The sequence below is a fragment of the Nitrospira sp. Nam74 genome (genome assembly GCF_965152615.1).
Genome location: NZ_OZ224220.1, coordinates 2674777 through 2700194, shown reverse-complemented (window position 1 = coordinate 2700194; position 25418 = coordinate 2674777). Strand labels below are relative to the sequence as shown.

The following is a 25418-nucleotide window of genomic DNA, read 5'->3' as shown; positions in this document are numbered from 1 at the left end:
GATGCCGATAATTATACGAGCGATGAGGTCTGTTGTTGTAAGTGCATACGATAGCGCCGTATCAGATACCGCTTCAACCAGATGCCGAAAATAATAATGGCGACGACGAATCCTCCGAATGCAAAGACGCGATAATCAACCCGCGCCCCATAATTGAAGTACAGCTTCCCGTCCCTTCCTTTCACCACTTCCGTTTCCTTCTGAAATGTATGGGTTTCGCCGGACGGGTCGGAGAGAATAATCCATTCTGAACAGAGCCGAACCGGCTGATCGTCCCCCTCGACCTGATGCCAGGTAAAACGCAGACAGACATCTTGACGCGGGTTGAAAATATCGGGGATCCGAATGAGTTGCTCGAGTTTCACCCCGGTGAGCCACATGCCTCCAAGAAAGATCGCGTTGCACAGCACCATCATGCCGGCTGTGACCCATAAGCCATAGCGCCGCAGTCGCGCTTCTTGCTCATCCGTGAGGGCATCGGGATCCACTGTCACATCCAACGATGGAGACTGTCTGCTGATCAACGCGGGCGGCTCACATCATTCATGCTCCCTGCACGGAGATTTGAGAGAAATCCGCAATGCTCGAGAAAAGGCGATCCACAGCACACAACAATGATAGCCGATTCGACCTCAGCCGCTCATCCTCGGCATTGACCAGTACTCCGTCAAAAAATTCGTCGATCGCAGGCTTCATCTGGACGAGCGCATTCAAGGCTTTTCCATACTCTCCTTCCGCCACCAAACCGGGCAGGAGCGTCTTGGCGTCCACGAGGACCTTGGATAGCTCGGATTCGGCGGCATGCTCAAACAACGCGTGATCCACATCTTCCTTCGTCCACTTTTCCTTCTCGATCAGCCGATGCGCCCGCTTGAACCCCACCATGAGAGGATCGAACTCGGTTTGTGTCGTCACAGCCTGCAGGGCCTTCATGCGTTCGAGCAGATCAACCAGATTGAAGGTTCCGGCTCGGGCGTTCTGAATGGCCGGCTTCACGATGGCATCGATGACATCTTCCCTGAACCCATGAACGGTCCGAACGTAATACCGGAAACGGTCGGCGATGAAGTCAAGTGGATCGGCGCCTCCGCTGCCCTTGAATCCCTGCTGCGAGACCAGCTCCTTGGCGTAGCGAACCGCCTCGACAAGGTTCAATGTGACACGACCTTCAATGATGAGCCGCACGACCGCCAACGCATGGCGTCGCAAGCCCAGTGGATCTTCTGAGCCCGTCGGAACAACCCCTACATGAAAGAAGGCTGCGATCGTGTCGAGCCGGTCCGCAAGCGACAGAATGGTCCCTGCCGGTGTCTTGGGCAACTCACCGTCCATAGCCCGCGGGAGATAATGCTCCGCAATGGCCGTACTGACCTCGGAAGGTTCCCCATCGTGTTTGGCGTACTCGCCGCCCATGATTCCTTGGAGCGTGGGAAACTCGCCGACGATTCCAGTCAACAAATCGGCCTTACTTAACTGAGCCGCCCTTCGACAGGCCTCGCGATGACCAGGGTCATCAGCCAATGTGTCGGCTAACTTCATCACCCGTTCGGTCTTCTGATACAGGGTGCCCAGCTTTTGATGAAACGTCATGCCCTTGAGTCGTTCGAGGCGATCGATCAGCTTGGTCTTCCGGTCCTCATCAAAAAAGAATTTCGCATCCGCCAGCCTTGCAGCGAGTACCCGCTCATTTCCTTCTTGGATGAGCCGCATATCCCGTAATTTCATATTCGTGACGGAGATGAACGCGGGCAACAAACTGCCATCCTTCTTGACCAACGAAAAGAAACCTTGGTGCTCCTTCATCGCCGTCATCAGGACTTCTTTCGGCACCGAGAGATACCCTGCATTGAACGTTCCAAGAATCGCCTGAGGGTATTCCACGGTGTAGACAGCCTGCTCGAGGAGATCTTCGTCCCGATGTAATAACCCTTGGGCCGACTTCGCCAGCGTTTCGATCTGATCCAGAATCATGGCGCGTCGCGCATCCGGGTCCGCCACGATCCCGTGCCGCTCCAATACATTGAGATAGGATTTGCCATCTTTCACGGGGAGGCCTTGCTGAGAGGAACGGCCGGAGCCGGCCAGGAACCGATGTCCCCACGTTCGGTTTCCAGCGGCGACACCCGCCACCTGACATGTGACGACCCGTCCTGCATATAGTGCAACCAGCCATCGTATAGGACGAGCGAATTTCAACCCGGTCTCGTTCCAACGCATGGATTTCGGAAATGAAAGCGATGTAATCAACTGGGGAAGCAGATCGCTCAATGCTGCAGCGGTTGGGCGCCCAGCATCGTGCTTCACCGCGCACACGTACTCGCCTTTAGGGGTCTGACGAACTTCCAGGTCTTTTGGCCCGATCTGCTGACCGGCCATGAATCCAAGAAGCGCCCGCGTCGGCATGCCGGCCGCATCATAGGCTACCGCCTTGGACGGGCCCATCACCTCTTTCACGACAGGGGCTTGCTGCGCGGCCAAGGCCTCGACAAGCAGCGTGATGCGCCGAGGTGTGCCGAGGACGCGAATCTGTTCATGTGTCAGGCGATGTTCTTTGAGCAAACGTTCGGCGGATTCGCGAAGGCTCGTGAGGGCGAGGGGGACAAACTGATACGGCAATTCCTCTGTACCGATTTCAAAGAGCAATTCGCCGACTGCCTGGACGGCAGAGGAAGAGGTTCTCTTCGCACGCGCTGTTTTTTTTGCGGCGGCCATCACTACTTCAGCACACCCTGGCCCAAGGCGGGGACGCGCTTGAGCAAAGGATGCCCAAGTTTCTCGCGCTCGGTGATGTACCCTTCCGCGCACTGCCGAGCCAGAGCACGGACACGGGCGATATATCCCGTTCGTTCGGCGACACTGATGGCCCCCCGGGCATCGAGCAGATTGAACAGGTGCGACGTCTTGATACAGTAATCATACGCCGGAAGCACCAAGCCCTTCTCGATCAGCCGCTTAGATTCCGCCTCAAAGGCCTGAAACGTGTGGCTCAACATGGGGACATCGGCTTCTTCAAAGTTGTACGTCGAAAATTGCACTTCGGTCTGGTGATGAATATCGCCATAGGTGATGTCGTCGGTCCAGGCCAGGTCGAACACATTGTTGACCTGCTGCAGGTACATGGCAATACGCTCAGTCCCATAGGTGATTTCGACCGTGATCGGATTCAGCTCAATCCCACCGATCTCCTGAAAATAGGTAAATTGCGTGATCTCCATCCCATCGAGCCGCACTTCCCACCCCAATCCCCAGGCACCAAGCGTGGGTGATTCCCAATCATCCTGCATAAAGCGGATATCGTGCTTTTTGGGGTCGATGCCGAGTCCGGCGAGGCTGTCCAAATAGAGGTCTTGAATATTGGCCGGCGATGGCTTCAGCACGACCTGGTATTGATAGTAATGCTGCATCCGATTGGGGTTTTCACCATACCGACCGTCAGTCGGCCGCCGGCACGGTTGTGGATAGGCGGTTCGCCAGGGCTCCGGCCCCAAGGCATGGAGAAACGTCGCCGGGTGAAATGTCCCCGCTCCCATTTCCAGATCGTAGGGTTGATGGATGACGCACCCCCGGTCGGCCCAGTAACGGTGCAGGGTCAAAATAAGCTCCTGATAGGTCACAGATCGTTTCCTGAAGTAGGTGCGGTGTAATCGGTTAGACGATAGGTGATAGTAATAGTAAAGGCTTGCAAAACATCACAATGTACTTGTTGGCGCAGTGCACAGATTCCTCATAAGGTGGCCAAGCTAACAAGAAATTTGACGCACTGTCAAGACGCGAACGACCTACAGGCATTCGACTTATGAGCCAGTATGGGCGCATGAACACCACTAGTGTTTTCCTGCTTAGGGTGGGAACCTGCCTTGACGTTGACCTCTTGGAAAGCGTATTGTCAGCAAAGTTAAGCGACGAAGTCGACAAATGCGATTTTCAAAGAAAAGTGAGTATGCGCTCCGGGCCCTTATCGAGCTGACTGAGCACTATGGCCGAGACTTGCTCCAACGGCAGCAGATTGCCGAACAGCAGCATATTCCGATTGAGTTTCTCGAGCAGATCCTCCTGGCGCTCAAGAATGCAGGGCTCCTAGCCAGTCGTCGTGGAGTGACCGGCGGCTACAGCCTCATTAAACCGCCACATGAGATTACGCTCGGGCAGGTCATTCGTATTCTGGATGGCCCATTGGCACCCATCGCCTGCGTAAGCAAGTCGGCTTACCAGAAATGCAGCGACTGTCCGTATGCCGAAGACAGCGGGCATGCAGCATGCCCCATCCAAGGAGTCATGCTCAATGTGCGTAACGCGATCTCAGACATTCTCGACAATTACACGCTTAGCGATTTTGCGAAACAGACCAAAGGAAACAGCGCTCATGCCAATCATCCATTACGCTAAACCGTCCGGCGCACTCGTTCGTCCCCTCTTCGTCACATTGGCAAGTCTGACCCTCTTGATCCTCACGTACGTGTTCACCGGTGTCTCGGAAGGTCTCTCTGCAGATCGCGAACTCATGCTCGCCATCTATAGCGTCCCGAAAGAAGCCTATGAACAGAAGTTAATCCCGGCTTTCAAGCAGCAGTGGAAGCAGCGCACGGGACAGGACATTCGCGTGCGGAGTTCATACGGCGCGTCGGGGGCGCAAGCACGGGCGATCATCGGCGGCTTTGAAGCCGATATCGCAGTGCTGTCCGTGGAAGGCGATGTGGACCAGGTGGCAAAAGCGGGATTGATCACACACGATTGGAGGAAGGGAGCGGATCGTGGGAACGTCAGCGCATCGGTCGTCGCGTTAGGAGTCCGCAAAGGCAATCCGAAACAGATCAAAACCTGGGAAGACCTGACCAAACCCGGCATCGATGTGCTTTATCCCAATCCAAAAACCTCCGGGGGCGCCATGTGGGACATCATCGCGATCTATGGCGCCGGGCTTCAGCTCGCTGATCCGAAACAGGGACCTGCTGAAACCCAGGCGGCCGCGCTCCTCAAGCGGATTCAAAAGAACGTTAAGGTCATGGACAAGAGCGGACGGGAATCGGTCACGACCTTTGAACGTGGCGTCGGGGATGTGATCGTGACCTATGAGAACGAATTGCTTCCGCGCATCAAGAGCGGCCGTCCAATGGACCTGGTGATTCCTGCCGAAACGGTCCTGATCGAAAATCCGGCCGCGCTCGTGGATCGGAACGTCGACAAGCATAAGGTGCGCGATATCGCCGAAGCCTTTATCGCGTTCCTGCACAGCGAGGACGCCCAACGCGCCTTCGCCGAGTACGACTTCCGAACGGTCGTTCCGGTGAACGCCGGCACACAACCGGCCAAAACCTTTCCGCAGCCGGCTCATCTGTTCACGATCGCCGAGCTTGGCGGATGGGAGAAAGTGGCCTCGCTCCTCTTCAGTCCACAAGGTCTGTGGACTCGTGCGGTTGAAGAGCTAGCCAGGGGAAAATGATCTCCACACGATGGCACGTGCACGTCTGAGACCATGACCGGCCATATCTTAACCAGACTTGCCCTTAGATCGGCAGCTATTGGCTACGTCCTCTGTTTAATCCTGCTGCCGCTAACCGCGATCGGATTCCAGTCTTTTGAGGATGGATTCACCCGTTTCATGGAGGACATTCAACAGCCACAGGCAAAAGCGGCCCTCATCTTGACCATTGAGGCCGCATTGCTCACGACGATCATCAATGCCGTATTCGGAACGCTCTCAGCATGGGTCTTGGTGCGGCAGGACTTTCCTGGACGGGCTTTTCTCAATGCGCTCGTCGATCTCCCTTTTGCCATTCCCACGCTCGTCGCCGGTATCATGATCGCCGCCGTCTACGGCGCGACGAGCCCCCTTGGCGCATGGCTGCAGCAGGGAGGGATTGAAGTCCTCTACAATGTGCCGGGCATCGTGCTGGCCATGTTGTTCGTGACCATGCCATTCACGATCCGTGCGCTTCAGCCTGTCCTTATGGAATTGGAGCAGGATCAGGAAGAAGCCGCATATACACTTGGGGCGACACCATGGCAGGCCTTCTGGCGCGTCACGGTGCCCTCCGTGCTGCCGGGCCTGTTGACCGGTGTGTTCTTGACCTTTGTGCGCGCACTCGGTGAATTTGGATCGGTCGTCATCGTGGCCGGCAACATCCCGCTCAAAACGCAGGTCGCCGCCGTGTACGTCTATGGCGAAATCGAAAGTTACAACCCGCAAGGGGCGACATCGGTCTCCATTCTCGTGCTGATCCTTTCGTTTCTCGCCTTGATGCTCTTGGAACGCCTGACCAGACGACCCGGAGAACGTTTGCCGACATTTCTCAATGCCGTCATGAATAGAACGTGGTTCGGCCGGTGTTCAGATTCTCCTGTACACGCCCAACGCTGATACGGATGTGATGCGTCGATTCTTGATTGCCATCGTGTGGATCTATTTTGTGGTCCTGTTGGTTGGACCGATTGCCTACCTGTGCGTCCAAGCATTCGGGGACGGGTTCACGATATTCCTTGCCGAAGTCCTGCGTCCGGAAGCGATCCACGGGTTTTGGCTCACTACGGAAATTACCGCCATCGTCCTCCTCCTCAACCTGTTCTTCGGCACGATCACGGCGATCGTATTGACCCGGCAACGCTTCTGGGGCCAAACGTTCCTGAGTGGCCTCATCGATCTTCCTTTCTCGGTGTCGCCGGTCATTACGGGATTCATGATGATTCTGCTCTTGGGGCCCGGGACCATCCTGGGCACCTTCTTCGGTGCCATGGATATCAAGATTCTCTATGCGCTGCCTGCCATGATATTGGTCACGCTGTTTGTCACCTTTCCATTTGTGGTCCGTGAGCTCACGCCGATTCTTATGGCCATCGGGACGGACAGCGAAGAAGCGGCGCGCACGCTGGGCGCTAATGAATGGCAGATTTTTCTTCGGGTGACCCTCCCCGCCATCCGATGGGGCATGATCTACGGCGCAACACTGACGATTGCGCGCGCCATCGGGGAGTTTGGGGCGGTCTTGGTCGTCTCCGGAAACGTCTTACAGCTCACCCAAACGGCCACCTTGCACATTTACCAAAGTTATGTGGACTTTAATTATGTCGGAGCCTATGCGGTCGCAGCCGTCCTCCTTGCCATCTCGTTTCTCATTCTGATGGTCCTCGAACTCGTCAAAAGTCGGTCGTCTGCCGTGGCGGACCCAATGACCCCGATGGTGCAGCCGTGAAGATCGAAGTGCGGGGACTCACCAAACGTTTCGGATCGGTGCAGGCCGTCTCCAACGTGTCCTTTACCGTGAAAGAAGGAGAACTGTTGGGACTGCTTGGGCCCAGTGGAAGCGGCAAGACCACCGTGCTTCGAATGATCGCGGGACTCGAGTTCCCCTCGTCCGGCGACATCTTTATCGATCATGTGCGTGTGAACGACTTGTCAGTGCAGCAGCGCAACATCGGGTTTGTGTTTCAGCACTATGCACTGTTCAAGCATATGACCGTGTCCCAGAACGTCGCCTTCGGACTGTCCATCAAGAAGTGGGGGAAATCGGACATCCATCAACGGGTGACCGAGCTGTTACAGTTGATGGGCTTGCAGGGACTGGGAGACCGATATCCGCATCAGTTGTCGGGAGGACAGCGTCAACGGGTAGCCATCGCACGCGCATTAGCGCCGCGCCCCAGCGTCCTGCTGCTCGATGAACCGTTCGGGGCGGTCGATGCACAGGTTCGCCAAGAGTTGCGCGAATGGCTGATTCGCCTGCACGACGAGTTGGCGGTCACGAGCCTGTTCGTGACGCACGATCAGGAAGAAGCGATGGAAGTCTCGAACCGGCTGATTGTATTTTCCAAAGGACGCCTTGAACAGGTCGGGTCACCGGCGGAGGTGTATGAAGATCCTGCGACCGAATTCGTGGCGCGGTTCATCGGCTCGATGAATATCGTCGAGGCTGAAGTGAAACAAGGCGTCGCGCATGTACGCGATTTGGATTTTCCCGCTCCAGACTTCCCGGACGGATCCCGGATCCGAATCGGGTTCCGCCCGTACTATATCAAGCTGTCTGAAGACCCGAATCATTTTCGTCACCAAGCCCGCTTGCGGCATGTTTATTTTCTCGGGGTTGCATATCGATTGGAGATCGAAACCGACACGGGCCTCATTTTGCGGTCACGGATGAACAAAGAAGAATTTCGCCAGCGCCGGTTCGAAGTGGGCCGGCCTGTCTCTTATGCGATCACACATTTTCGTATTCTGCCCCATGAGCATGGAGTTCTCTCCCCGCCCATGCAATTGCCGAATAGTCCCTTCACGCCGTAGCCATTTGTTCAAGTGCTACGTGTGGTCAAAGAAAAAAGGACAACGATTTCATTGGGGATACCGCGTCAGCCGCAATTGACGCCTCCTCAATGGTTTGTTACAACGTATTTAAGACGACTGCATAAAGGAGATCATCATGACTGTCAGAATGACAGAGGATACCCTGCTCACCGTACTTCATAATAAAGCGACTGAATTGAGAATTGACAGCGTCCGAGCGACCAGCGAAGCCGGTAGCGGACATCCCACCAGCTGCACCTCGGCGGCCGATATCGTCGCCACGCTCTTTTTTTCCGTCATGCGGTACGATCCGAAGAATCCAAAGTATCCGGCCAACGATCGCTTCGTGCTTTCGAAAGGCCATGCCGCTCCTTTGCTCTATGCGGCATGGGCGGAAGTGGGATTGTTTGATAAGAAAGAGCTCCTTCGCCTCCGCACCCTGGATTCCGATCTGGAAGGGCACCCGACGCCACGGCTGCCTTTCGTCGACGTAGCCACCGGCTCCTTGGGGCAAGGCTTATCGGCGGGCGTCGGAATGGCACTCAACGCCAAACGCCTGGACCGTTCAACGGCTCGGATTTATGTCTTGATGGGAGACGGAGAATCGGCTGAAGGTTCGGTGTGGGAAGCAGCTGAAATTGGACGTTACTATGGTCTCGATAACCTGTGCGGAATCATCGACGTCAATCGCTTCGGACAGAGTGACCCGACGATGCTGCAGCACGACATGGAAGGCTACCGTGCCCGCTGGAGCGGCTTCGGATGGCATGCAATTGTGGTCGATGGTCATGATATTGCCCAACTCCTGGCGGCGTTCGAGGAAGCCGCTTTTACAAAAGGGAAGCCAACGATTATTTTAGCGCGCACGCTGAAAGGAAAAGGGTTGCCCGGTATCGAAGATCAGCCGGACTGGCACGGCAAACCTCTCAAAAAAGGCGAGCAAACCGACAAAGCCATCGAGGCATTGACGCGGCAACTCCGTCAAACCTCGGTCCAACCCGTTATTCAACGGCCGGAGTCATGGACAAGCGGCAAAAAGCCAACCAAGCCAATGGCTCCGCCCAACTATAAGCCTACCGACTCCGTGGCGACACGTGAAGCCTTTGGCACCGCCCTGGCCGCCTTGGGGGAAGCCAATCCTTTAGTTGTCGCGCTGGACGCCGATGTGAAGAACTCGACCTTTACCGACAAATTCGCGAAGCAGTTTCCCGAGCGGTTCTTCGAGAACTTTATTGCCGAGCAAAATATGGTGGGGACTTCGGCAGGATTGTCTGCCTATGGAAAAATTCCCTTCGCAGCCACGTTTGCCTGCTTCCTGACCCGCGCGTATGACTTTATCCGCATGGCGGCCATCGGCCAAAACAATATTAAATTGATGGGCTCCCACGTGGGAGTCAGCATCGGCGAAGACGGTCCGTCCCAAATGGGCTTGGAAGATCTTGCCATGATGAGTGCTCAGCCCGGCATGATCGTCCTGTATCCAAGCGATGCCGTATCCACTCACCGGCTTGTCGAATTGATGGCGGCGCACCAAGGTCCGGCCTACATCAGAACGGGCCGCCCGAAGGCTCCTATTCTGTATGGGAATGATGAGACCTTTACGATCGGCGGCTCAAAAGTACTGCGGCAGAGCGGCTCTGACCGCTTAACCATCGTCGCAGCAGGTGTCACCTTATTCGAAGCGTTGAAAGCCTATGATCAACTCAAGGCTCAGGGCGTCGCCGTCCGGGTCATCGATCTGTATAGCATTGTACCGATCGACCGTGCCGGTTTAATTGAACATGGCCGTGCCACTCAAGGACGCCTCCTGACGGTTGAAGATCACTATGCGCATGGCGGGTTGGGAGATGCGGTGCTCACCGCCGTCAGTGAAGAGGGGTTCCGCGTTCATAAGATCGCTGTTCGAGACATTCCGCACAGCGGGAAGCCTGATGAACTGATCGACCGGTACGGCATCAGCGCACGGGCCATCGTGGACACCGTGAAACGAATTCTCTAAATGAAAACTCCCGACCACCTCAAAGCCATCCCTCTCTTTAACCTGGTGAAGCGCTCCGAACGGCAGCGCTTGGCCGGCGAGGTCATTGAGACACGCTATCGCAAGGGGCAGTTCATTTTTCGAGAGGGGGATCCAGCCGAGTTCTTTCACATCGTGAAAGAAGGCACAGTAAAATGCGTTAAAACCTCGTTAGACGGGAAAGAAGTCACGCTCAAAGTATTAATGCCGGGCGATCTGTTCTGTTGTGAAGCGGCGGTATTCGACGGAGCTCCGCACCCCGGTTGCGCTCAGCCCATGGGCGAGGTCAGCGTGCTGCGTCTTCGCAAGAAAGCCTATTTCGAGATGCTGAAGCGCAACCCCGAAGCAGCCGTCGAAGTCATCAAATATCTCGGCAACCGCTTAAACGAAGCACAGGAAAAGGCCAAAGTGTTGGCCTTAGATGGAGCCGAACAACGGCTGGCCGGACTCTTGGTCAGCCTTGTCGAGCGTTCCAGCATTCGCGAGGGTTCCGGATATCGACTCACGGTACGATTAACTCGTCAAGATCTCGCCAATATGGTCGGTATCACGACCGAGACAGCCATCCGTATCATGGCGCGATTTAAAGAGGGCGGGCTGGTAAGCGGCACAGCAAAAACGCTCCTCGTTCTGGATCTTCCCAAACTCCGCCGTATCGCGATCCCCTCCTCTTAACCGTACACGTCACAGCTGCCCATGTAGCCGCGCTCCGCTCTTTGCTCCTATTTATACAAAACATGACATGTATCATGTTTTTAGCCGGCACGCTCGGCTATCTTTCCACCATCACATTATGGAGGTTACGTATGTTGAAAGAGCGGCGGTTGGCAGTGTGGTCTTTCCTGTTTGGCTTGGCAGCTGTAAGCGGCAGCCTTGGTTTGGCTGATGTTGAAGCCAAGACGGTGAAAGTAGAGATGACGGCGGTTGAAACGGAAGTCGTCGTCGACGGCGAAGGGACGAAATACAGCGCCTGGACGTTCAACAATCAATTTCCAGGGCCTGTCATTCGTGTAACAGAGGGGGATCATGTCGAGTTTACCTTGACAAACCCCGCCACGAATACCCGGCCGCATTCCATGGATTTTCATGCGGCAAAAGCCAGCTTCCTCACGCACTACCGGGAACTCAATCCAGGAGAATCATTGAACTATACGTGGGAGGCCAAAAACCCGGGCATCTTTGTCTATCATTGCGGAGCATCGCCGATGATTCAGCATGTCGCCCGCGGGATGGTGGGGGCCATTATCGTCGATCCGAAAAATCCCAAGGCGATGCCGAAAGCGGATCGGGAATATGTCCTGGTCCAAACAGAATTGTATAAAGACGTGGATGACGTGCAGGCGATGTTCGACAAGCGCTATGACCATGTCCTCTTTAATGGCGGCGTCTTTCGATACGACCCGGTGCACAGCAAAGCGGGTGGGCATTTTCTGGAGGCGAAGCCGGGAGAGCGCGTCCGTTTTTTCTTCGTGAATGCCGGCCCCAACAATTTTTCGGCGGTCCATCCCATCGCGGAGATTTGGGAAGATGTGTGGGATAGCGGCAACCCGGCCAATCGCCTACGCGGTATCCAAACGCATGTCGTCGGGCCCGCCGGCGCCGCGATTCTTGACATTGTCCTGGAAAAAGGTGAAGGGGTCTACCCGATCGTCACCCATTCGCTGACCGATGCGTTACGAGGCGCCATCGCAATCTTGAAAGTGAGCAAAGATGCCCAACGGTTGCCGCTCATGCCGTTTGTGGAACCCGGGCACCCAGTGACTGAATCTGCACCAACGAAGTAGGGCCCTGGAGGGCAGCATCGCACAGATGCTGCCCTCTCATTTTAGGAACCATTCGGAGCGACGAACACAAGAACCTTGAGCCGCCCATTCGTGTGATTCAGCACGCCATGTTCTTCACCGGCCGGCGCCATCGTTCCCTGCCCGGGTCCCAACACCTGTTCTTCAGACCCAACCTTGAATCTTCCTTGACCCTCTAAGACGAGATAGACTTTATCCTGCTCGCCATGCACATGCCCCTTTTGTTCCTGACCTGGCTCGAAACAATAGACATCACAGAAAAATCGGGACGTCTGAAAGATATTGTTCTTCTTCATCTTCTCTTGAGCAAACTGCTGATAGTCCGATAGATTTATGACCTTCATTATTCTCCTTGATTGTCAGCACGCGGCCATCAATTATCGGCCTTCGGCTTTGACTGAAGCTGATGGTTGATGGCTATTCGATTCTCGCCTTCGTTCTACCGTTCGCACAATGGAATCGACAGGGATTACATGGCGTGACACGCCAAGCTCCTTGGCGGGAATACCCATCGCCAATCCCAATAGTTGCGGCAGATGTAAGATGGGCAGATTGAGCGATGTATGGACTGCCTGTCCGGCTCGATCTTGATAGATGTCCAGACTCATGTGGCAGAGTGGACATGGGGTCACCATGAAATCGGCGCCTTCCTCTTTCGCCTCCTTCATGTTCTGCCCTGCCATGGCCACTGCGATGACTTCCTTTTCAAGAATGATAGGAAATCCGCAACACTTGGTGCGACCGGCATACGCAACCGATTCGGCCCCCACAGCTTGGATGACCTTCTCGAGCGAATTGGGATTTTCAGGATCGTCAAACCCCAGATCCCATGATGGTCGCAAGATGTAGCACCCATAGAAGGGAGCGATTCGGAAATCGCCCAGTGGAATGCGGATCTGCTCCCGCAAGCGTTGTAACCCCACTTCACGAACGACGATCCAGAGCAAGTGCTTGACTTGGATGGTGCCGCGATACGTGATTCCCTCTTGCCCAAGCATCTGGTTGATACGCTCGCGCACCGCCGGATCTTTGAGCCGTTTACTGGCCGCACCCATGATACCCTGGCACGTCCCGCAAATCGTCATCACGTCCAAACCGAGTTGTTCAGCTTGAGCAAAGGTGCGGGCATTGAGCGCCAGTGCGAGGTCGGGATCGGCTTCTGACACGACCCCTGCCCCACAGCATGAGGCCGCTTGAAGCTCCACAATCTCAATGCCGAGGCGCCCGATAATCGCCATTGTCGACTGATACAACTCTGGTGTGGCACCCTTGGCGGCGCAACCGGGATATAAGGCATATTTCAACGACATATCTCTATTCCTTTGTCCTCAACGTACCATAGGGAGGCGCCGGATTCACACAGCCCTCTGCAATCGTCGCCCTTTTTGACATAAGTTGACGTATTGCTATACTTTTTTTCACCTACGAATGTATGCAATGCCCTCACTGTCAGACCACACTCATCGAAGTTCCCACCCTGCAATCGCCGCAGATTGATGTCTGCCCCAAAAGACATGGCATTTGGCTCGATGCCGGTGAAATGACTCTCTTTCTTGAAAAGGACCGGGCATTCCCTTCTGCAGCGTCGGCCGACGCAGTCGTGGCGCTTCAGACCAGCTCTATCTGTCCGCGCTGCCACACGCTTCTCGATGAACAGATCGTGTCCGGCGAAGGGACATTCACCTGTCCAAGCTGTAAAGGATGGTGGATGCCGCAAGGCGTTCTGACCCGCTTGCATGAGACCCATCGGGGCGGCATGGCATCAATTCAATTGGATGAAATTGCTCTTTATGCTCGCGCGGTGGCCGTTCAATCGAAACGTGGCCAACAAGCGGCGTTCCAGAGACGGACACGACAAGGCTCCTCGGTTGGATTGCTCTATTGGGTGACTATTGTTGCCATCGTGTCGCTCGTGATCACATTACTGGTAGGGGAAATCCTTCGGCAAGTCATCGCAAAAGTCCAGTGGGTAGGAAAGGTTGATGATGGGCTGCTCTTATTGACAAGCGGTGCGGTGGGCGGCATCGCACTCTTTGTCTCTGGTTTTCGAGTGAATCGCCGAAAACATCTCATCGAGACCACGCCTACCTCCTCCATCAGATCGTTAGCCATAGGACCTGTCGAGATCACGGGCAACGCTCAGCCTTCGGGGTCTATGCTCAGTTCCCCATTCAGCGGGATGCCATGCGTCTTCTTCTCATACACGGTGGAAGAGCGGCAGCGCTACGGGAAACAAGACAAGTGGGTCACCGTCGCCACGGGACAGTCTCATCCGCCATTCATCGTTCGTGACGCGACCGGTGCCGTGATGATCATGCCGCTCGGGGCCGAACTGATGATAGAGACGCGAGGAACATATCAGAACGGCGGGCACATGGACTTGCCGCCGACCGTTGAAGCAGGACTTGCCACATTAGGAATCGCCTCATCCGGATGGCTGTCCTCAAAAACCCTTCGCTGTACGGAAAGCTTCATTCTTCCAGAGGAGCGAGTCTACGTTCTGGGAACGGCACAGGAAGGCGATCAAGATGAGAGCGCCAATGAGGCGCGGTTATTTATCGGACGTCATCCTGACAGTCTGTTTATGATTTCCGATCGAAGTGAGCGCGATCTCTTATTCAAGCTGCAATGGCAGGTACTGACCCTATTGTATGGCGGGCCTGCGTTGACGGCGGCATGCGTCTGGGGCCTACTCCATTCATACGTCGCGGTCATCCCATAGCGATAGACGCACCGCATTTAACGAGGAGACACAGATGTATAGCATGCTTGTCGTCGGAGTGCTGCTGCTGTTCGGCGTGATCGGGCTGATTGTCTACCTGGTCAGTACCTATAATACGTTTGTGCGGCTGTCGAATAATATCGATAAAGGCTGGTCCAATATTGACGTCATTCTGAAACAGCGCCACGATGAACTTCCCAAACTCGTCGACGTCTGTAACAGTTACATGACCCACGAACGAGAGACACTGGAAGCGGTCACCAAAGCCAGAGCGGCTTATAGCCAAAGCCTGACAGTGGATGAAAAGGCGCGGGCTGAAAATCGGCTCACCACCGCGCTCGGGAGTTTGTTCGCAGTCGCGGAGCAATATCCTGACCTCAAGGCCAATCAGGAGTTTCTTCACGTCCAGCAACGCATCTCCGTCCTCGAAAGCACCATTGCCGATCGGCGCGAGTTCTACAACGACTCGGTCAACCTCTATAACATTGCGATTGAACAGATTCCGGCGAACTTGGTGGCACAGCAGTCTGGGTATCGAGCGCGACCGTTATTGGAAGTGCCTCACGGAGAACGTCAAGATGTACAGTTGGACTTCGTGAATCGAGTAAAACGGGCATGACGCCCAGGCCGCGGATCTGGTAGTTAGTGTGGCAGGATTAGAGTCGGCCCTTCTCAGAAACACCCTCCGGCAAGTGCTCATAGAGCGTAATGTCCGGTGGTTGCATGAGCAGATCGGAGACTTTTTTCAAGAGGGCCTGCACATGAGGCGTCGTGAAATGCTGGTCCACAGCTTCTTTCGAGGTCCAGTGTTCAATGGTGACAAATTCGCTTGGATCGATCATCGAACGATGGACGGTGTACCGAAGACAGCCGGCCTCTTGATGCGTCGGTGCTACCACCGCTCGCATGGCCTCCTCTAACTCCGCTTCTCGACCGGGTTTCGCCTTCGCGCGTGCCATAACCGTCAATCCATTCATAGTTTCCTCTTGATTGGTTGATGAACCGCGCCGTGGCCGAGTATACCGTGCCATGAATTTGAAGTCATCGATCACAAGTATGGCTGGCTGATAATCACCAACTCAAATGGTGGATTTGACGCCGCTCCAAACCGATTACAGCTTCCACAAGAGCCTCTTCCTTTGCTCGGTCCTTGAACCGACTGACTTATAAGATACTTTAGAAACACTATTTGTGCGGCTCTCATGATTATCGTGGCATCCGTGTTGCTTGATGATAACTGTGCGCATGATGCAAATCGTGCGTGAACAAAGGAGGGGTACATGGAAGACCTCAGTCCCCCGGACTACGGTGGGCTCGTCAGGTAGGGGTCATGTCAGAGGCAGCTATTGCGTTGTGGTGCGAGAATCAGTGTCCCCGTGGCATCAAAGCCAGAGCCCAGACTATCTGGGATGAAATGGGACCGGACTTTGCAGCAGCAGGGTTCATTCAAAAACCACACAGCGCAATCTGCTCCCTCGCTTCCCTAAGACGAGTCTCCGACGAGAATCCATAGAATAATGGCGTCCTAAGCGCTCAGAAAAAGGGTCTTGCAATGAGACCCTTTTTTTGCGTCTACCGATCATTGGTCTGATCGCCGGTCAGGGCAGCATCCGCTTGTTTCCACATATCTTCGTACTTTACGCCGAGCATCTGAAAGTCAGTGGACTTTGTCTCGGCTTCCAGCAAGCGATGGATGGCATCCGCCGCATGGAAGAGCCTCAAAATCTTTTCGCGGTCCGGATAGGTCTTCACTCCTTTCGCCGCACGTAGATGCTCCTTATCATAACGGCGGAGTCGTTTGACGAACTCGCTGACGTCGCGACGGACGAGCAGAATCTTGCCGGATTCCATAGCCTGTCCGTTTTTGCGTGCCTCCCGAATGTCCGTAGCCAGTGCCGCAACCTTCGGTTTGAGACTGCTGTATTCAGAAAGGATGGCCTCGAGCGTGGGGCTATTCATCGGGTTTGTGGCAGCAGTAGCAGCATTGACCTCGGACAGCGGGTCAATGACGGAGACGAAAAAGGCAAGGGCAATCAGAATCGTCTTAATAGACATGTGGATGCTCGTGTTAATCCAATGTTCGGGGTGGATGATCACGGAGGAAGAGAATACCACGGATGCTGAGTCGCGGGCAGTACGGCGACAGCCACATCAATCGCTATCGGGCTTTGATGAGATCCATCGCCTTGTCGATTTGACCCTTTCCGATTTCCGTTTGCACTTGATGGGCCACTCCAGCGTCTTTATTCTTCAACGCCTCGGCGATCGATCGCAATTGTTGAGCTTCCCTGTAATGGCCATTGTTGGACTGTATTTGAGCATCATGGCGCAATCGCTGGGCCAAATCGTGTTCGGCCAGACCCTCTCCGACGAACCATGGCAAGAATATCACAGAGACCGAAACAATCATTCTAACGGACAGCGACATAAGCACCTCCACCACATTCATCACGGCTACTACCTAGGTAAGCACCCGATGTGCCAGCCTCGATCACCATGATTTATCTGCACTCTTGATGTGGAGGAATGGGCAAGGTCACTGAACCGTCAACTTATCCGTCACCGACCCTACAAAGCGCGACGCCCCATCTATGGTAACAATGCGGCAATTGTGATGGAGACCGCTTTTCTACTCGAGAAAGACAGTGTCCATTTTTATTGACAACGTAGGAACAGCCGACACTCCCCGTGCTTTATCCTTTGATGTTCCCGATGGGCCTCAACTCTGCCACCTTCTTCGTGATGCCGGCCGCATCCACCGTCTCGACGACATCCGAAATATTCTTGTAAGCCAGCCCTGCTTCTTCTGCGAGCCCGGACATCGACACCGCCTTCACAATAATGCCCCGCTGGGCCATCTGTTTCTGAATCTGATCGCCTCGCACCGTCTTCTTGGCCTGCGCGCGCGACATCGTGCGACCCGACCCGTGCATGGTCGACCCGAACGTCTCATGCATGGCTTGTTCGGTCCCGACCAATAGATAGGAACCCGTTTCCATCGAGCCGCCACAAATCACCGGCTGGCCGGTCCGTCGATACACGTCCGGCACTTCCGGCCGGCCGGGTCCAAACGCACGCGTCGATCCCTTGCGATGTACTAACAGATTGCCTTCTGCATATCGCTCGACTTTGGCGATGTTGTGCGCCACATCGTAAATGAGATGCATGCCTAGTTCTTCCGCGGATGGCCCGAACACGGTCGTGAATGCCTCCCGGATGTGATGGGTGATCACTTGACGATTCGCAAACGCACTGTTGGCGGCACAGTTCATCGCCGCAAAATAATCCTGTCCTTCCGGCGAACGAAAGGGAGCACACGCCAATTGTTGATCTTTCACTGTGATTCCATAGCGACGCATGGCCTTTTCGAAAGACTTCAAATAATCGCTGGCAATTTGATGGCCGAATCCACGGGAGCCGCAGTGCACCATCACGACAATTTGATCGTGTCCGGTGATCCCAAAAGCCGCCGCGGTCTCCCGGTCGAAGATCCGGTCGTTCGACACGACCTGTACTTCAAGGTAATGGTTGCCGGCGCCTAACGTGCCTAGTTGACTATGACCTCGCTCGGCGGCCCGATCGCTTACTTTCGACGGATCGGCAGCACCGATACACCCGCGTTCTTCGATCCGTTCTAAATCCTCGGTCCATCCGTATCCACGTTCCACACACCACTTCGCACCTTTGCGCATGACCTCGTCAAACTCACGTCGATTGAGCCGCACCGAGCCTTTCGAACCGACACCGGCCGGCACCTTCCGAAACAACTCCGTCATGAGAGCGTCCAGGCGGGGCGTCACATCGGATAACGTGAGGTCGGTTCGAATCAGTCGCATTCCGCAATTGACGTCGTACCCCACGCCGCCTGGAGAAATGATGCCATCGCCGAGGTCAAACGCGGCCACACCGCCGATCGGGAAGCCATATCCCCAGTGCCCATCGGGCATGCAGAGAGCGTGGCGGCGAATCCCCGGGAGGCACGCCACATTCGTCACCTGCTCAAACACGCCGCTGTCCATATCGGACATGATGATGTCAGTCGCATAGACACGGGCCGGCACACGCATGCCTTCTTTTTCAGTCGTCGGAATTTCCCAAATCTGATCTGTGATCCGGTTGACGGTCATCTGCGTGTTTAGTTTCATAGAAGCCTCGAGCTAAATATCTAACACCACCCTTGCTTTCCACTGTCCCCCGCTTAGGCGGACCTCATACAGATGTTTCGTCACAGCCTTCACATCTGAGCGCAATTCATGTCGAGCCGGATCGATCGCCTCGCCCGTCAACTCTCCATGCAACCTCCAGCACAAACGCGAGGGATCGTAGATGACAGAGGCCGTGACTTTAGAAAACACCACGCCTTCTGCATCCTTGAGATAGACCATCTCAGATAGCCAGTCGAACAACAGGTCGGCGAGTTGCGCATCTTCCTGATCGATTGTCCGATGCCACATGTTCGAGACGGTGGTGGGATTGGCCAGAATTTCCATGACGGCGTGTGCAACCGCTTCAAAGAGCTCGGAGGGCGTGTCTCCGACGGCCTCGAATGCGACATCAGCCACCGCGATGTCTGCGAGGATGCGGAACGATGAAGGCATGCGGTCTTAGAGACTCTTTTGGCGTTGGCGTGATGCAAAGAGAGAGCGGATTTGCGAGATGCCGGGGATGGGCCTGGCAAGCGGATTGGGTACTTTTCCCTTCAGCCACATCTTCACACCAAGCGGAAGCACATGGAGTAGCCGCTTTACATCCAACCCGATGACTTTGAGCGGCATCACTGCTTCGTTCAGACGTCCCTCCTGCGCCACGAGTTCCACGAAGCCTTGAATATGGCGGGCCCCGCCGCTGGACGTCATGCCTCTGTCGAGAGCGGCCCGGCGAAGTCGTATGATGGCCTCCATCGGCTTGACGTCCTTCGGACAGACCTGCACGCACATGTTACACCGCACGCAATCCCACATCCCATTGGGCTGATCCAGTTCTTTCAATCGGAGCCGCTTCGCCGTCTCGGGCTCGCGAGGGTCCTCCAGAAATCGATCGACCTTGGCCAACGCTGCCGGCCCGAGAAAGCCGTTCGACACTTCATGCGACGTACATGCCGCCACGCAGGCGCCGCACATAATGCAGGCATCCACATTGTGAAAGTCGTAGGTGCCGGGAATGAGGGTGAGCTGCGTTGAGGGACTTCTCTGCAGCGCTCGGTCGGATGATGTCGCCAGCCAGGGCATAATATCCCGCACCTTGCTCCAGAACGAAGACATATCGGCGACGAGATCTTTAATGGTGGGCACATTGCGAAGGGGGCCAATCCGAATCCGGCCATGCCGCTCGAGTTCTTTTCGGATGGACGTCCGACACGCCAGCTTTTCATGCCCGTTAATGGTCATGGCACACGATCCGCAAATAGCCGAGCGGCACGAGTATCGAAAGCATAAGCTGCCGTCCTGCTCATGCTGAATCCGAATGAGTCCGTCGAGCACGGTCATACCGCGCCCGACTTCAAGCCGATAGTCTTCTTCGTGGGGATGCGTGTCGACTTCGGGGTTGAAGCGTTGGATGGAAAAGGTCAGTCGCATTCTTATATGTCAAAAGAGAATGAAACGCCGTATCTTCCAGGATGCTCAAAATGGCCGTCCAACAAGGCCGCAGGCGAAAAACAACCGGAGGCGTACCCTCTGGGGTACGTTGAGGATTGTTTCGAGCCGAGAACGCAGTTGGCGGGCATTTTCAGCATCCTACCTAGTCCAGCTCAAACACTTTGGGAAAGTTCGTCAAATTCCTGCATCCGTCTTTTGTCACCAGCACCATGTCTTCGATGCGGACTGCACCGAGGCCTGGATAATACAGCCCGGGTTCCACTGTCACGATGTGGCCTTCCTGCAAGAGGGAACCGGTTCGGCTAATGCGGGGCGCTTCGTGAATATCCAGGCCGACCCCATGGCCCGTGCCATGGAAATAACCCTCCATGCGTCCATTCACTACACCGGTCCGATAGCCGGCGGCGTCGAATCGATCGCAAATGCCCTGATGGATCTTCGCGCCATCGGCGCCATCATGAATTTTCGTGATCGCTTCTTCTTGCGCGTCTTTCACGATCTGATAGAGCTTTTTCAACTCAGGGGATGGCGTACCTTTGACGATGGTCCGTGACATATCGGCAAAATAACGCGTCTGAGCCGAACGAGGAAAAACATCGAAAATAATACTTCGGTTGGCCGGCAACGGCCCACTGCCCTCATTGTGGGGATCGCAGGCCTGATCGCCTCCCGCCACAATCGTATGTTGGGCCACGCATTCGGATTCCATCAGTTGAACATTGATCAGCTTCTTGATCCATTCGGACGTCACAGGCTCCCCGTTCAACCACATCAAGCCGTTCCTAATATCGGCCTGTCGCAACGCTGCATGTGCTGCGGCAACCGCCCGTTCAGTGGCCCGTTGTGCCGCTTCGATGTATTGCACTTCCTCCGCAGTCTTAATCGCACGTGATGGGAATAACGGCCCCGACTGGAGTTCTAACTGGTAGCCGAGCTGTTGGAGCCGCAAGGCATAGGCGTAGGAGAAATTGGCGGGCACTAACAGCCGTTTGATCCCCGCCGGCTGGAGCACGGCGTGCACAATATCAATTGTCCCCGGATCGGACACCCCTTGTGCGCGCACCGCCCGTTCGACTTCACTGTACGAAATCACGCGATCGACAGTGGCCTGGCTTCGCGCTCGATCGAGTTCCAAATCGCTCATAAGCATCACCCGTTCTCCTTTGAGTTGCATAAACACAAAGGGGTCCGGTGCGATAAAACGCGTGACGTAATAGAGGTTCGAGTCCGTTTCGCTCGCAGCGATCATCAACAGGGCGCGGTCATCAGTCATTCAATTCTCTCCTTAATCACATTTTGCTGAGCTGCTTCTATCCTAGCGTACGGTTCAGGAATTCAAAATGACCGTCCAGCGCGGCCGCAGGTGAAGCCGGCCCCGCAGGCGTATCTTCTGAGTACGTCAGGATGTTGGTAAGACGAGAACACAGCCGGAGGCCGTGTTCAACTCCTGTTGTATCGTAGCACATCACGGTAAGCGAGGCTCCGGCCGATCGAGCGGGGCCTTCCCGCCGCGCAGCCCCTCTGAGTACGGGTCATCGCTCGGCGAAATAATTTCTTTCGGCAACATGATTGTATTACGGAGCATATCAAAGGCTAACTGAGCCAACCCGGTAATGCCCTTCGCGAACGATCGCAGCGGCAGATACGTCACCTCGGGGTTCTGCACCGTACCTTTGACTTCAAAGATGGCCGTCCCCTCACGCTCACCCTTGAACAGCTTTCCGAATAACGGAATACTTTTTAAGAGTTGGGAGTAGGAGCCGAACGGGCTGACCACGACCACGGCATCGAGATAGTCTGCGGCGATATCGTAATTCCCTGCGGCACTCATTTTCATCACCGGACTGTCGATGACCAGATTATCCTCGGTCAAGATTCCATTCGACAGGGTAAATGATCCGACGATCTTGTCGAACGGCAATCCTTCTTTTCCCAAATCGACTTTACCTTGCAGCAGCGTCGGAAGATTTAAAATCGTAATAATTTTCGGAACCACGCGCCCCTTCTGGATGCGGCCGTCTTGTATGGTAAAATCCGTTTTCCCGTCAAGACTATGGACAAAACCTAACGAGTCGGCCTCACTGCCGCGCAGGCTTCCGTTTGCGGAAAAGGACCCCGTCATCACGCGGGACTCATCGCGCGTGAGTTGTAAGAGTTTTTCAACGGGAAGGCCGGATAACCGAAAGCTGATATCGAGCTCCGCCGGTTTCATCGGCGGTAAAAACACCACGACGCGTCCGGCCACGTGTCCGTCCTCCGTATCACCACTAATACGATCGACGTCCAGGACGTTCCCTCTAATATTCAGCCGAGACGAGAGACTGTGAAAGGCAATGGTCTTGTAGATACCATGATCGATGCTGACCGTCGCCACGACTCGACTGGTATCCGCGAGCGATTCAAGAAAATCGCGGATGGGGGAACGCTTCCCCTTCGGAATCAGCAGATCAATATCCAATTGCGCCGATTCGATATCGACGTTGAAGAACGGATTGCGATTCCAGTTTTTCACCATGCCGGAGAGACGCACATCGCTGTCCTGCACTTTGAACGCCAGCCGCTTGATTTCCGCGCTCGTACGAATGATTTTCGCGCGCACGTACAAATCACTGATGATGTGTTCGACCCCGGTCGGCATCACCAGCCCATCGGTGAGGGCGATCCATCCATTGATCTGCCACGTATGCCAATCGTTCCCTTTGCCCTTGATATCGAGCGAAATCTCAATAATCCCGTCCTTTAAAGGTCCAACGGTCATTCCCTGCGGCAAGCCGGCAATGGATATGGGGCCGGAAACGAACGTGGCATCGAGCATCACACCGCCGGTCAGCCTCACTTTTCCTTTTGTGGCTAGGCGAAATGGCGGAAGCACCAGTTCCAATCGTTCGATCGAAAGCATGGAGTCCTGGCCGACCATGCCCTCAAACTCGACGGCTGCCGACGTCCCGATGGGTTTGTGCACCCAATCGACAATGGTGAACTCGGTGTCTTTAATATCGACCAAACTTTTGATCTTGGGCGCACTCACCGGCCCCGCAAACGTGGCCAAGCCGCTCGTCACCCCCTGCCATGTCACCGAGGAGGGCATCTCCAGCGCGAGCAGACGAAGGAGTTGCACGAGATCGCCGCGCGCGCGGACTGTAAAGTCCTGATAGAGGCTGGGATCGCCAAAAGAAATACCGCCACCCACTTCGAATGAGGTGCGCCCCAACCGTCCGCCAAGCTTGTCAAATTCGACACCGGTTTTCGAATAAAGGAAACGGCCATTGAGATCGACCACCCGTTCGTTCACCAAGGGGGTGCGGAACCAGACATCTTGTGCCGTGACTTCGGCTCGCACAATCTGAAGCGCGTCGGACTCTTTCACCGGCCCGGCAATGTGCAGCCCCACTTGGGACTGTCCTTTGATGTCGGTCAGCTCGGCAAAGCGGCCGGCGACTTTCGCCACCGTGATGCGTTTGGCCAAGACGGCAATCAGGTCGGCCGCCGCCACCTCGCCCTTCACCTCAAGGTCCAGCCAAGGAATCGACTCGAGTGCCGACACTAAGGCCTTGCCTGCAGTGATCCGCATGAGGCCATACATCCCGTTCAACTCTGTTGCTCGCAATCGATCGGGCTCGATGAAGACGGTGCCGGTCAAATGCTGTACAGGGGTGCGGTCTTCCCCGACGAGCATTCGACCTTCTGTAATCTTAAATTCGCCGATCAACGACATGCGTGGCTCGGCTGTCGTCGATCCAATCACGGTGGCGGTCACCACTTCGACCGTACCTCCGATATCCCGCTCGATCAACATCATCTGTAACTGAGGCGATAACCACTGGACTGGAAATCGGGTCAGCAGCTCATCGACGCTGATCGGCGACGAAGAGAAGTTCACGGAAAACGTCGGCTGTGCTGCCATCAACCCGGACAAACTGGCATGACCCCGAATGGCCAGATGTCCGATCTCCGCTTCCATCTTCGAGACCACCATGTCATAGCCCAGAATCCCGGGTACCAGATTCAATTCGCCGCTGATATCCATGGTGCCTTGGATACGATCCGGAACGGGTCGAGGCCCAAAGAATTCCGCGAGCTGACGAATATCGATCTTCGTCGCCTCGGCCGTCCCCTCGAAGGTAATCGCGGGCGTGGATGCTCCGCCTTCTTCCGGAGACAATTTCGGTACGGAGTCGCGCTCTTCGATCCGGCCCTCGAGGGAAAAGGCGGACTCTCCGCCAGGCGAAACAAGGGCGCCCGAGATCTGCACCTCTGCTTGCTGCCCTTTCTGGCCCACGACAATTTTGGCGTCTACCCCATGGATGTCGAGCGATCGCACTCCATCCGGTCGAAAGTCGTCGATGATCTTCATCTCGCCATCAGTCACGGTCGACTCTTTGACCAGCATGAGCAGGGCGAGGGGATCGCCCATCATGCCATTCCCCACGGGCGCAGGGCTGCCGGCTACCTGTGTATGAAGAAAATTCCACCGGCCCTCGGGATCGCGGCGAAGCTCTACCCTCGGATGCTCGATGATCAAGCGCTTGCCCACGACCTGTTGGCGAAGTAAAGAATAGGCCCGTAGTACCAAATCGAGTCGTTTGGCCTGGAAGAAGACAGATGATGGATCTGCGTCGCGGATGACGACATCCGCTAATTCGAGATGAATCCTCGGAAACACCTCGAGACGCGCTTCCCGGACTTCAATTTTGCGGCCGATTTGCTGTTCAACCTGGTCGAGGAGCAGTTGCTTGAATGCGTTGGGATCGTACAGGAGAGGAAAAGCCAGGATACCGACTGCCAGAAGCAGGATCGCTACAATACCGAGCATCAATGTCCTGAAACGAACGGCCACTCCTCCTTATCGACTGCCACGCGGCATTGCGTGCATACGAGTAAGTGTACCCAATCGAAGTATGGAAATCGAGGGTTGTTTCGGCTGTCGGCTGTGCTAAGGGCACGCGCATGGCTCCATAAGTCATAGGCTTTGTGCCGGCGCACGCCTGTTACAACATGGATTCGCGGC

Annotated in this window: 23 protein-coding genes; 10 read left to right on the top strand and 13 right to left on the bottom strand. The window is 55.3% G+C overall.

Going from position 1 to position 25418, the window contains the following annotated elements; genetic code table 11:
• Window positions 1–11: 11 nt before the first annotated feature.
• From ACWHYZ_RS12645 to ACWHYZ_RS12635, 3 genes are read right to left on the bottom strand one after another with little or no spacing between them, the layout of a single operon-like run.
• Window positions 12–488, bottom strand: a complete 477-nt coding sequence (locus ACWHYZ_RS12645; RefSeq protein WP_447983051.1) for a hypothetical protein — start codon at window positions 486–488, stop codon at window positions 12–14.
• A gap of 55 nt (window positions 489–543) precedes the next feature.
• Window positions 544–2712 carry a glycine--tRNA ligase subunit beta gene (gene glyS / locus ACWHYZ_RS12640; protein ID WP_447983050.1) on the bottom strand — a complete coding sequence of 723 codons (2169 nt, stop codon included), beginning with the start codon at window positions 2710–2712 and terminating at the stop codon, window positions 544–546.
• A gap of 2 nt (window positions 2713–2714) precedes the next feature.
• Entirely contained in the window at window positions 2715–3614 is a 900-nt protein-coding gene (locus ACWHYZ_RS12635) for a glycine--tRNA ligase subunit alpha (protein ID WP_447983049.1), read from the bottom strand.
• A gap of 301 nt (window positions 3615–3915) precedes the next feature.
• Here ACWHYZ_RS12635 and ACWHYZ_RS12630 point away from each other — a divergent pair, with 301 nt between their 5' ends.
• From ACWHYZ_RS12630 to ACWHYZ_RS12595, 8 genes are all read left to right on the top strand, one after another.
• The gene (locus ACWHYZ_RS12630) at window positions 3916–4386 is read left to right on the top strand and encodes an RrF2 family transcriptional regulator (RefSeq protein WP_447983048.1); all 471 of its coding nucleotides are present in this window, start codon (window positions 3916–3918) and stop codon (window positions 4384–4386) included.
• The gene (locus tag ACWHYZ_RS12625) at window positions 4364–5440 is read left to right on the top strand and encodes a sulfate ABC transporter substrate-binding protein (RefSeq protein ID WP_447983047.1); all 1077 of its coding nucleotides are present in this window, start codon (window positions 4364–4366) and stop codon (window positions 5438–5440) included. The genes ACWHYZ_RS12630 and ACWHYZ_RS12625 overlap by 23 nt, the downstream gene beginning before the upstream one ends.
• 33 nt (window positions 5441–5473) lie before the next feature.
• Window positions 5474–6358 carry a sulfate ABC transporter permease subunit CysT gene (gene cysT, locus ACWHYZ_RS12620; protein WP_447983046.1) on the top strand — a complete coding sequence of 295 codons (885 nt, stop codon included), beginning with the start codon at window positions 5474–5476 and terminating at the stop codon, window positions 6356–6358.
• A gap of 10 nt (window positions 6359–6368) precedes the next feature.
• Window positions 6369–7187, top strand: coding sequence for a sulfate ABC transporter permease (locus ACWHYZ_RS12615; RefSeq protein WP_447983045.1), 819 nt, complete (start codon window positions 6369–6371; stop codon window positions 7185–7187).
• Window positions 7184–8272 carry a sulfate/molybdate ABC transporter ATP-binding protein gene (locus tag ACWHYZ_RS12610; RefSeq protein ID WP_447983044.1) on the top strand — a complete coding sequence of 363 codons (1089 nt, stop codon included), beginning with the start codon at window positions 7184–7186 and terminating at the stop codon, window positions 8270–8272. The genes ACWHYZ_RS12615 and ACWHYZ_RS12610 overlap by 4 nt, the downstream gene beginning before the upstream one ends.
• A gap of 136 nt (window positions 8273–8408) precedes the next feature.
• Window positions 8409–10271, top strand: a complete 1863-nt coding sequence (locus ACWHYZ_RS12605; protein ID WP_447983043.1) for a transketolase — start codon at window positions 8409–8411, stop codon at window positions 10269–10271.
• The gene (locus tag ACWHYZ_RS12600) at window positions 10272–10964 is read left to right on the top strand and encodes a Crp/Fnr family transcriptional regulator (RefSeq protein WP_447983042.1); all 693 of its coding nucleotides are present in this window, start codon (window positions 10272–10274) and stop codon (window positions 10962–10964) included.
• A 131-nt stretch (window positions 10965–11095) separates the two neighbouring features.
• A complete protein-coding gene (locus ACWHYZ_RS12595; protein WP_447983041.1) occupies window positions 11096–12073 on the top strand; it encodes a multicopper oxidase domain-containing protein in 978 nt (325 codons plus the stop codon).
• 41 nt (window positions 12074–12114) lie between these two features.
• Here the strand turns inward: ACWHYZ_RS12595 and ACWHYZ_RS12590 are convergent, their stop codons facing one another.
• Window positions 12115–12435 carry a cupin domain-containing protein gene (locus ACWHYZ_RS12590; protein ID WP_447983040.1) on the bottom strand — a complete coding sequence of 107 codons (321 nt, stop codon included), beginning with the start codon at window positions 12433–12435 and terminating at the stop codon, window positions 12115–12117.
• A gap of 33 nt (window positions 12436–12468) precedes the next feature.
• On the bottom strand, window positions 12469–13401 hold the full coding sequence (locus ACWHYZ_RS12585; RefSeq protein ID WP_447983039.1) for a CoB--CoM heterodisulfide reductase iron-sulfur subunit B family protein: 933 nt from the start codon (window positions 13399–13401) through the stop codon (window positions 12469–12471).
• 122 nt (window positions 13402–13523) lie between these two features.
• On the opposite strand from ACWHYZ_RS12585, the gene ACWHYZ_RS12580 reads away from it, so the two are divergent.
• Window positions 13524–14813 carry a zf-TFIIB domain-containing protein gene (locus ACWHYZ_RS12580; RefSeq protein WP_447983038.1) on the top strand — a complete coding sequence of 430 codons (1290 nt, stop codon included), beginning with the start codon at window positions 13524–13526 and terminating at the stop codon, window positions 14811–14813.
• Window positions 14814–14847: 34 nt separating this feature from the next.
• The gene (locus tag ACWHYZ_RS12575) at window positions 14848–15432 is read left to right on the top strand and encodes a LemA family protein (RefSeq protein WP_447983037.1); all 585 of its coding nucleotides are present in this window, start codon (window positions 14848–14850) and stop codon (window positions 15430–15432) included.
• Between the two features lie 37 nt (window positions 15433–15469).
• Here the strand turns inward: ACWHYZ_RS12575 and ACWHYZ_RS12570 are convergent, their stop codons facing one another.
• The 8 genes from ACWHYZ_RS12570 to ACWHYZ_RS12535 all read right to left on the bottom strand — a co-directional run bounded on the left by ACWHYZ_RS12570 (window position 15470) and on the right by ACWHYZ_RS12535 (window position 25223).
• Window positions 15470–15790: a putative quinol monooxygenase gene (locus ACWHYZ_RS12570; RefSeq protein ID WP_447983036.1), complete on the bottom strand. Its 321-nt coding sequence runs from the start codon at window positions 15788–15790 to the stop codon at window positions 15470–15472.
• 595 nt (window positions 15791–16385) lie between these two features.
• Window positions 16386–16868 carry a hypothetical protein gene (locus ACWHYZ_RS12565; RefSeq protein ID WP_447983035.1) on the bottom strand — a complete coding sequence of 161 codons (483 nt, stop codon included), beginning with the start codon at window positions 16866–16868 and terminating at the stop codon, window positions 16386–16388.
• 103 nt (window positions 16869–16971) lie between these two features.
• On the bottom strand, window positions 16972–17241 hold the full coding sequence (locus ACWHYZ_RS12560) for a hypothetical protein (RefSeq protein WP_447983034.1): 270 nt from the start codon (window positions 17239–17241) through the stop codon (window positions 16972–16974).
• 265 nt (window positions 17242–17506) lie between these two features.
• Entirely contained in the window at window positions 17507–18958 is a 1452-nt protein-coding gene (locus ACWHYZ_RS12555; protein WP_447983033.1) for an RtcB family protein, read from the bottom strand.
• Between the two features lie 12 nt (window positions 18959–18970).
• Entirely contained in the window at window positions 18971–19411 is a 441-nt protein-coding gene (locus ACWHYZ_RS12550) for an archease (protein WP_447983032.1), read from the bottom strand.
• A gap of 6 nt (window positions 19412–19417) precedes the next feature.
• Complete coding sequence (locus ACWHYZ_RS12545) at window positions 19418–20389, bottom strand: succinate dehydrogenase/fumarate reductase iron-sulfur subunit (RefSeq protein ID WP_447983031.1); 972 nt, start codon at window positions 20387–20389, stop codon at window positions 19418–19420.
• 163 nt (window positions 20390–20552) lie between these two features.
• Entirely contained in the window at window positions 20553–21683 is a 1131-nt protein-coding gene (locus tag ACWHYZ_RS12540) for a M24 family metallopeptidase (protein WP_447983030.1), read from the bottom strand.
• Between the two features lie 192 nt (window positions 21684–21875).
• A complete protein-coding gene (locus tag ACWHYZ_RS12535) occupies window positions 21876–25223 on the bottom strand; it encodes a YhdP family protein (protein ID WP_447983029.1) in 3348 nt (1115 codons plus the stop codon).
• Between the last annotated feature and the right edge of the window lie 195 nt (window positions 25224–25418).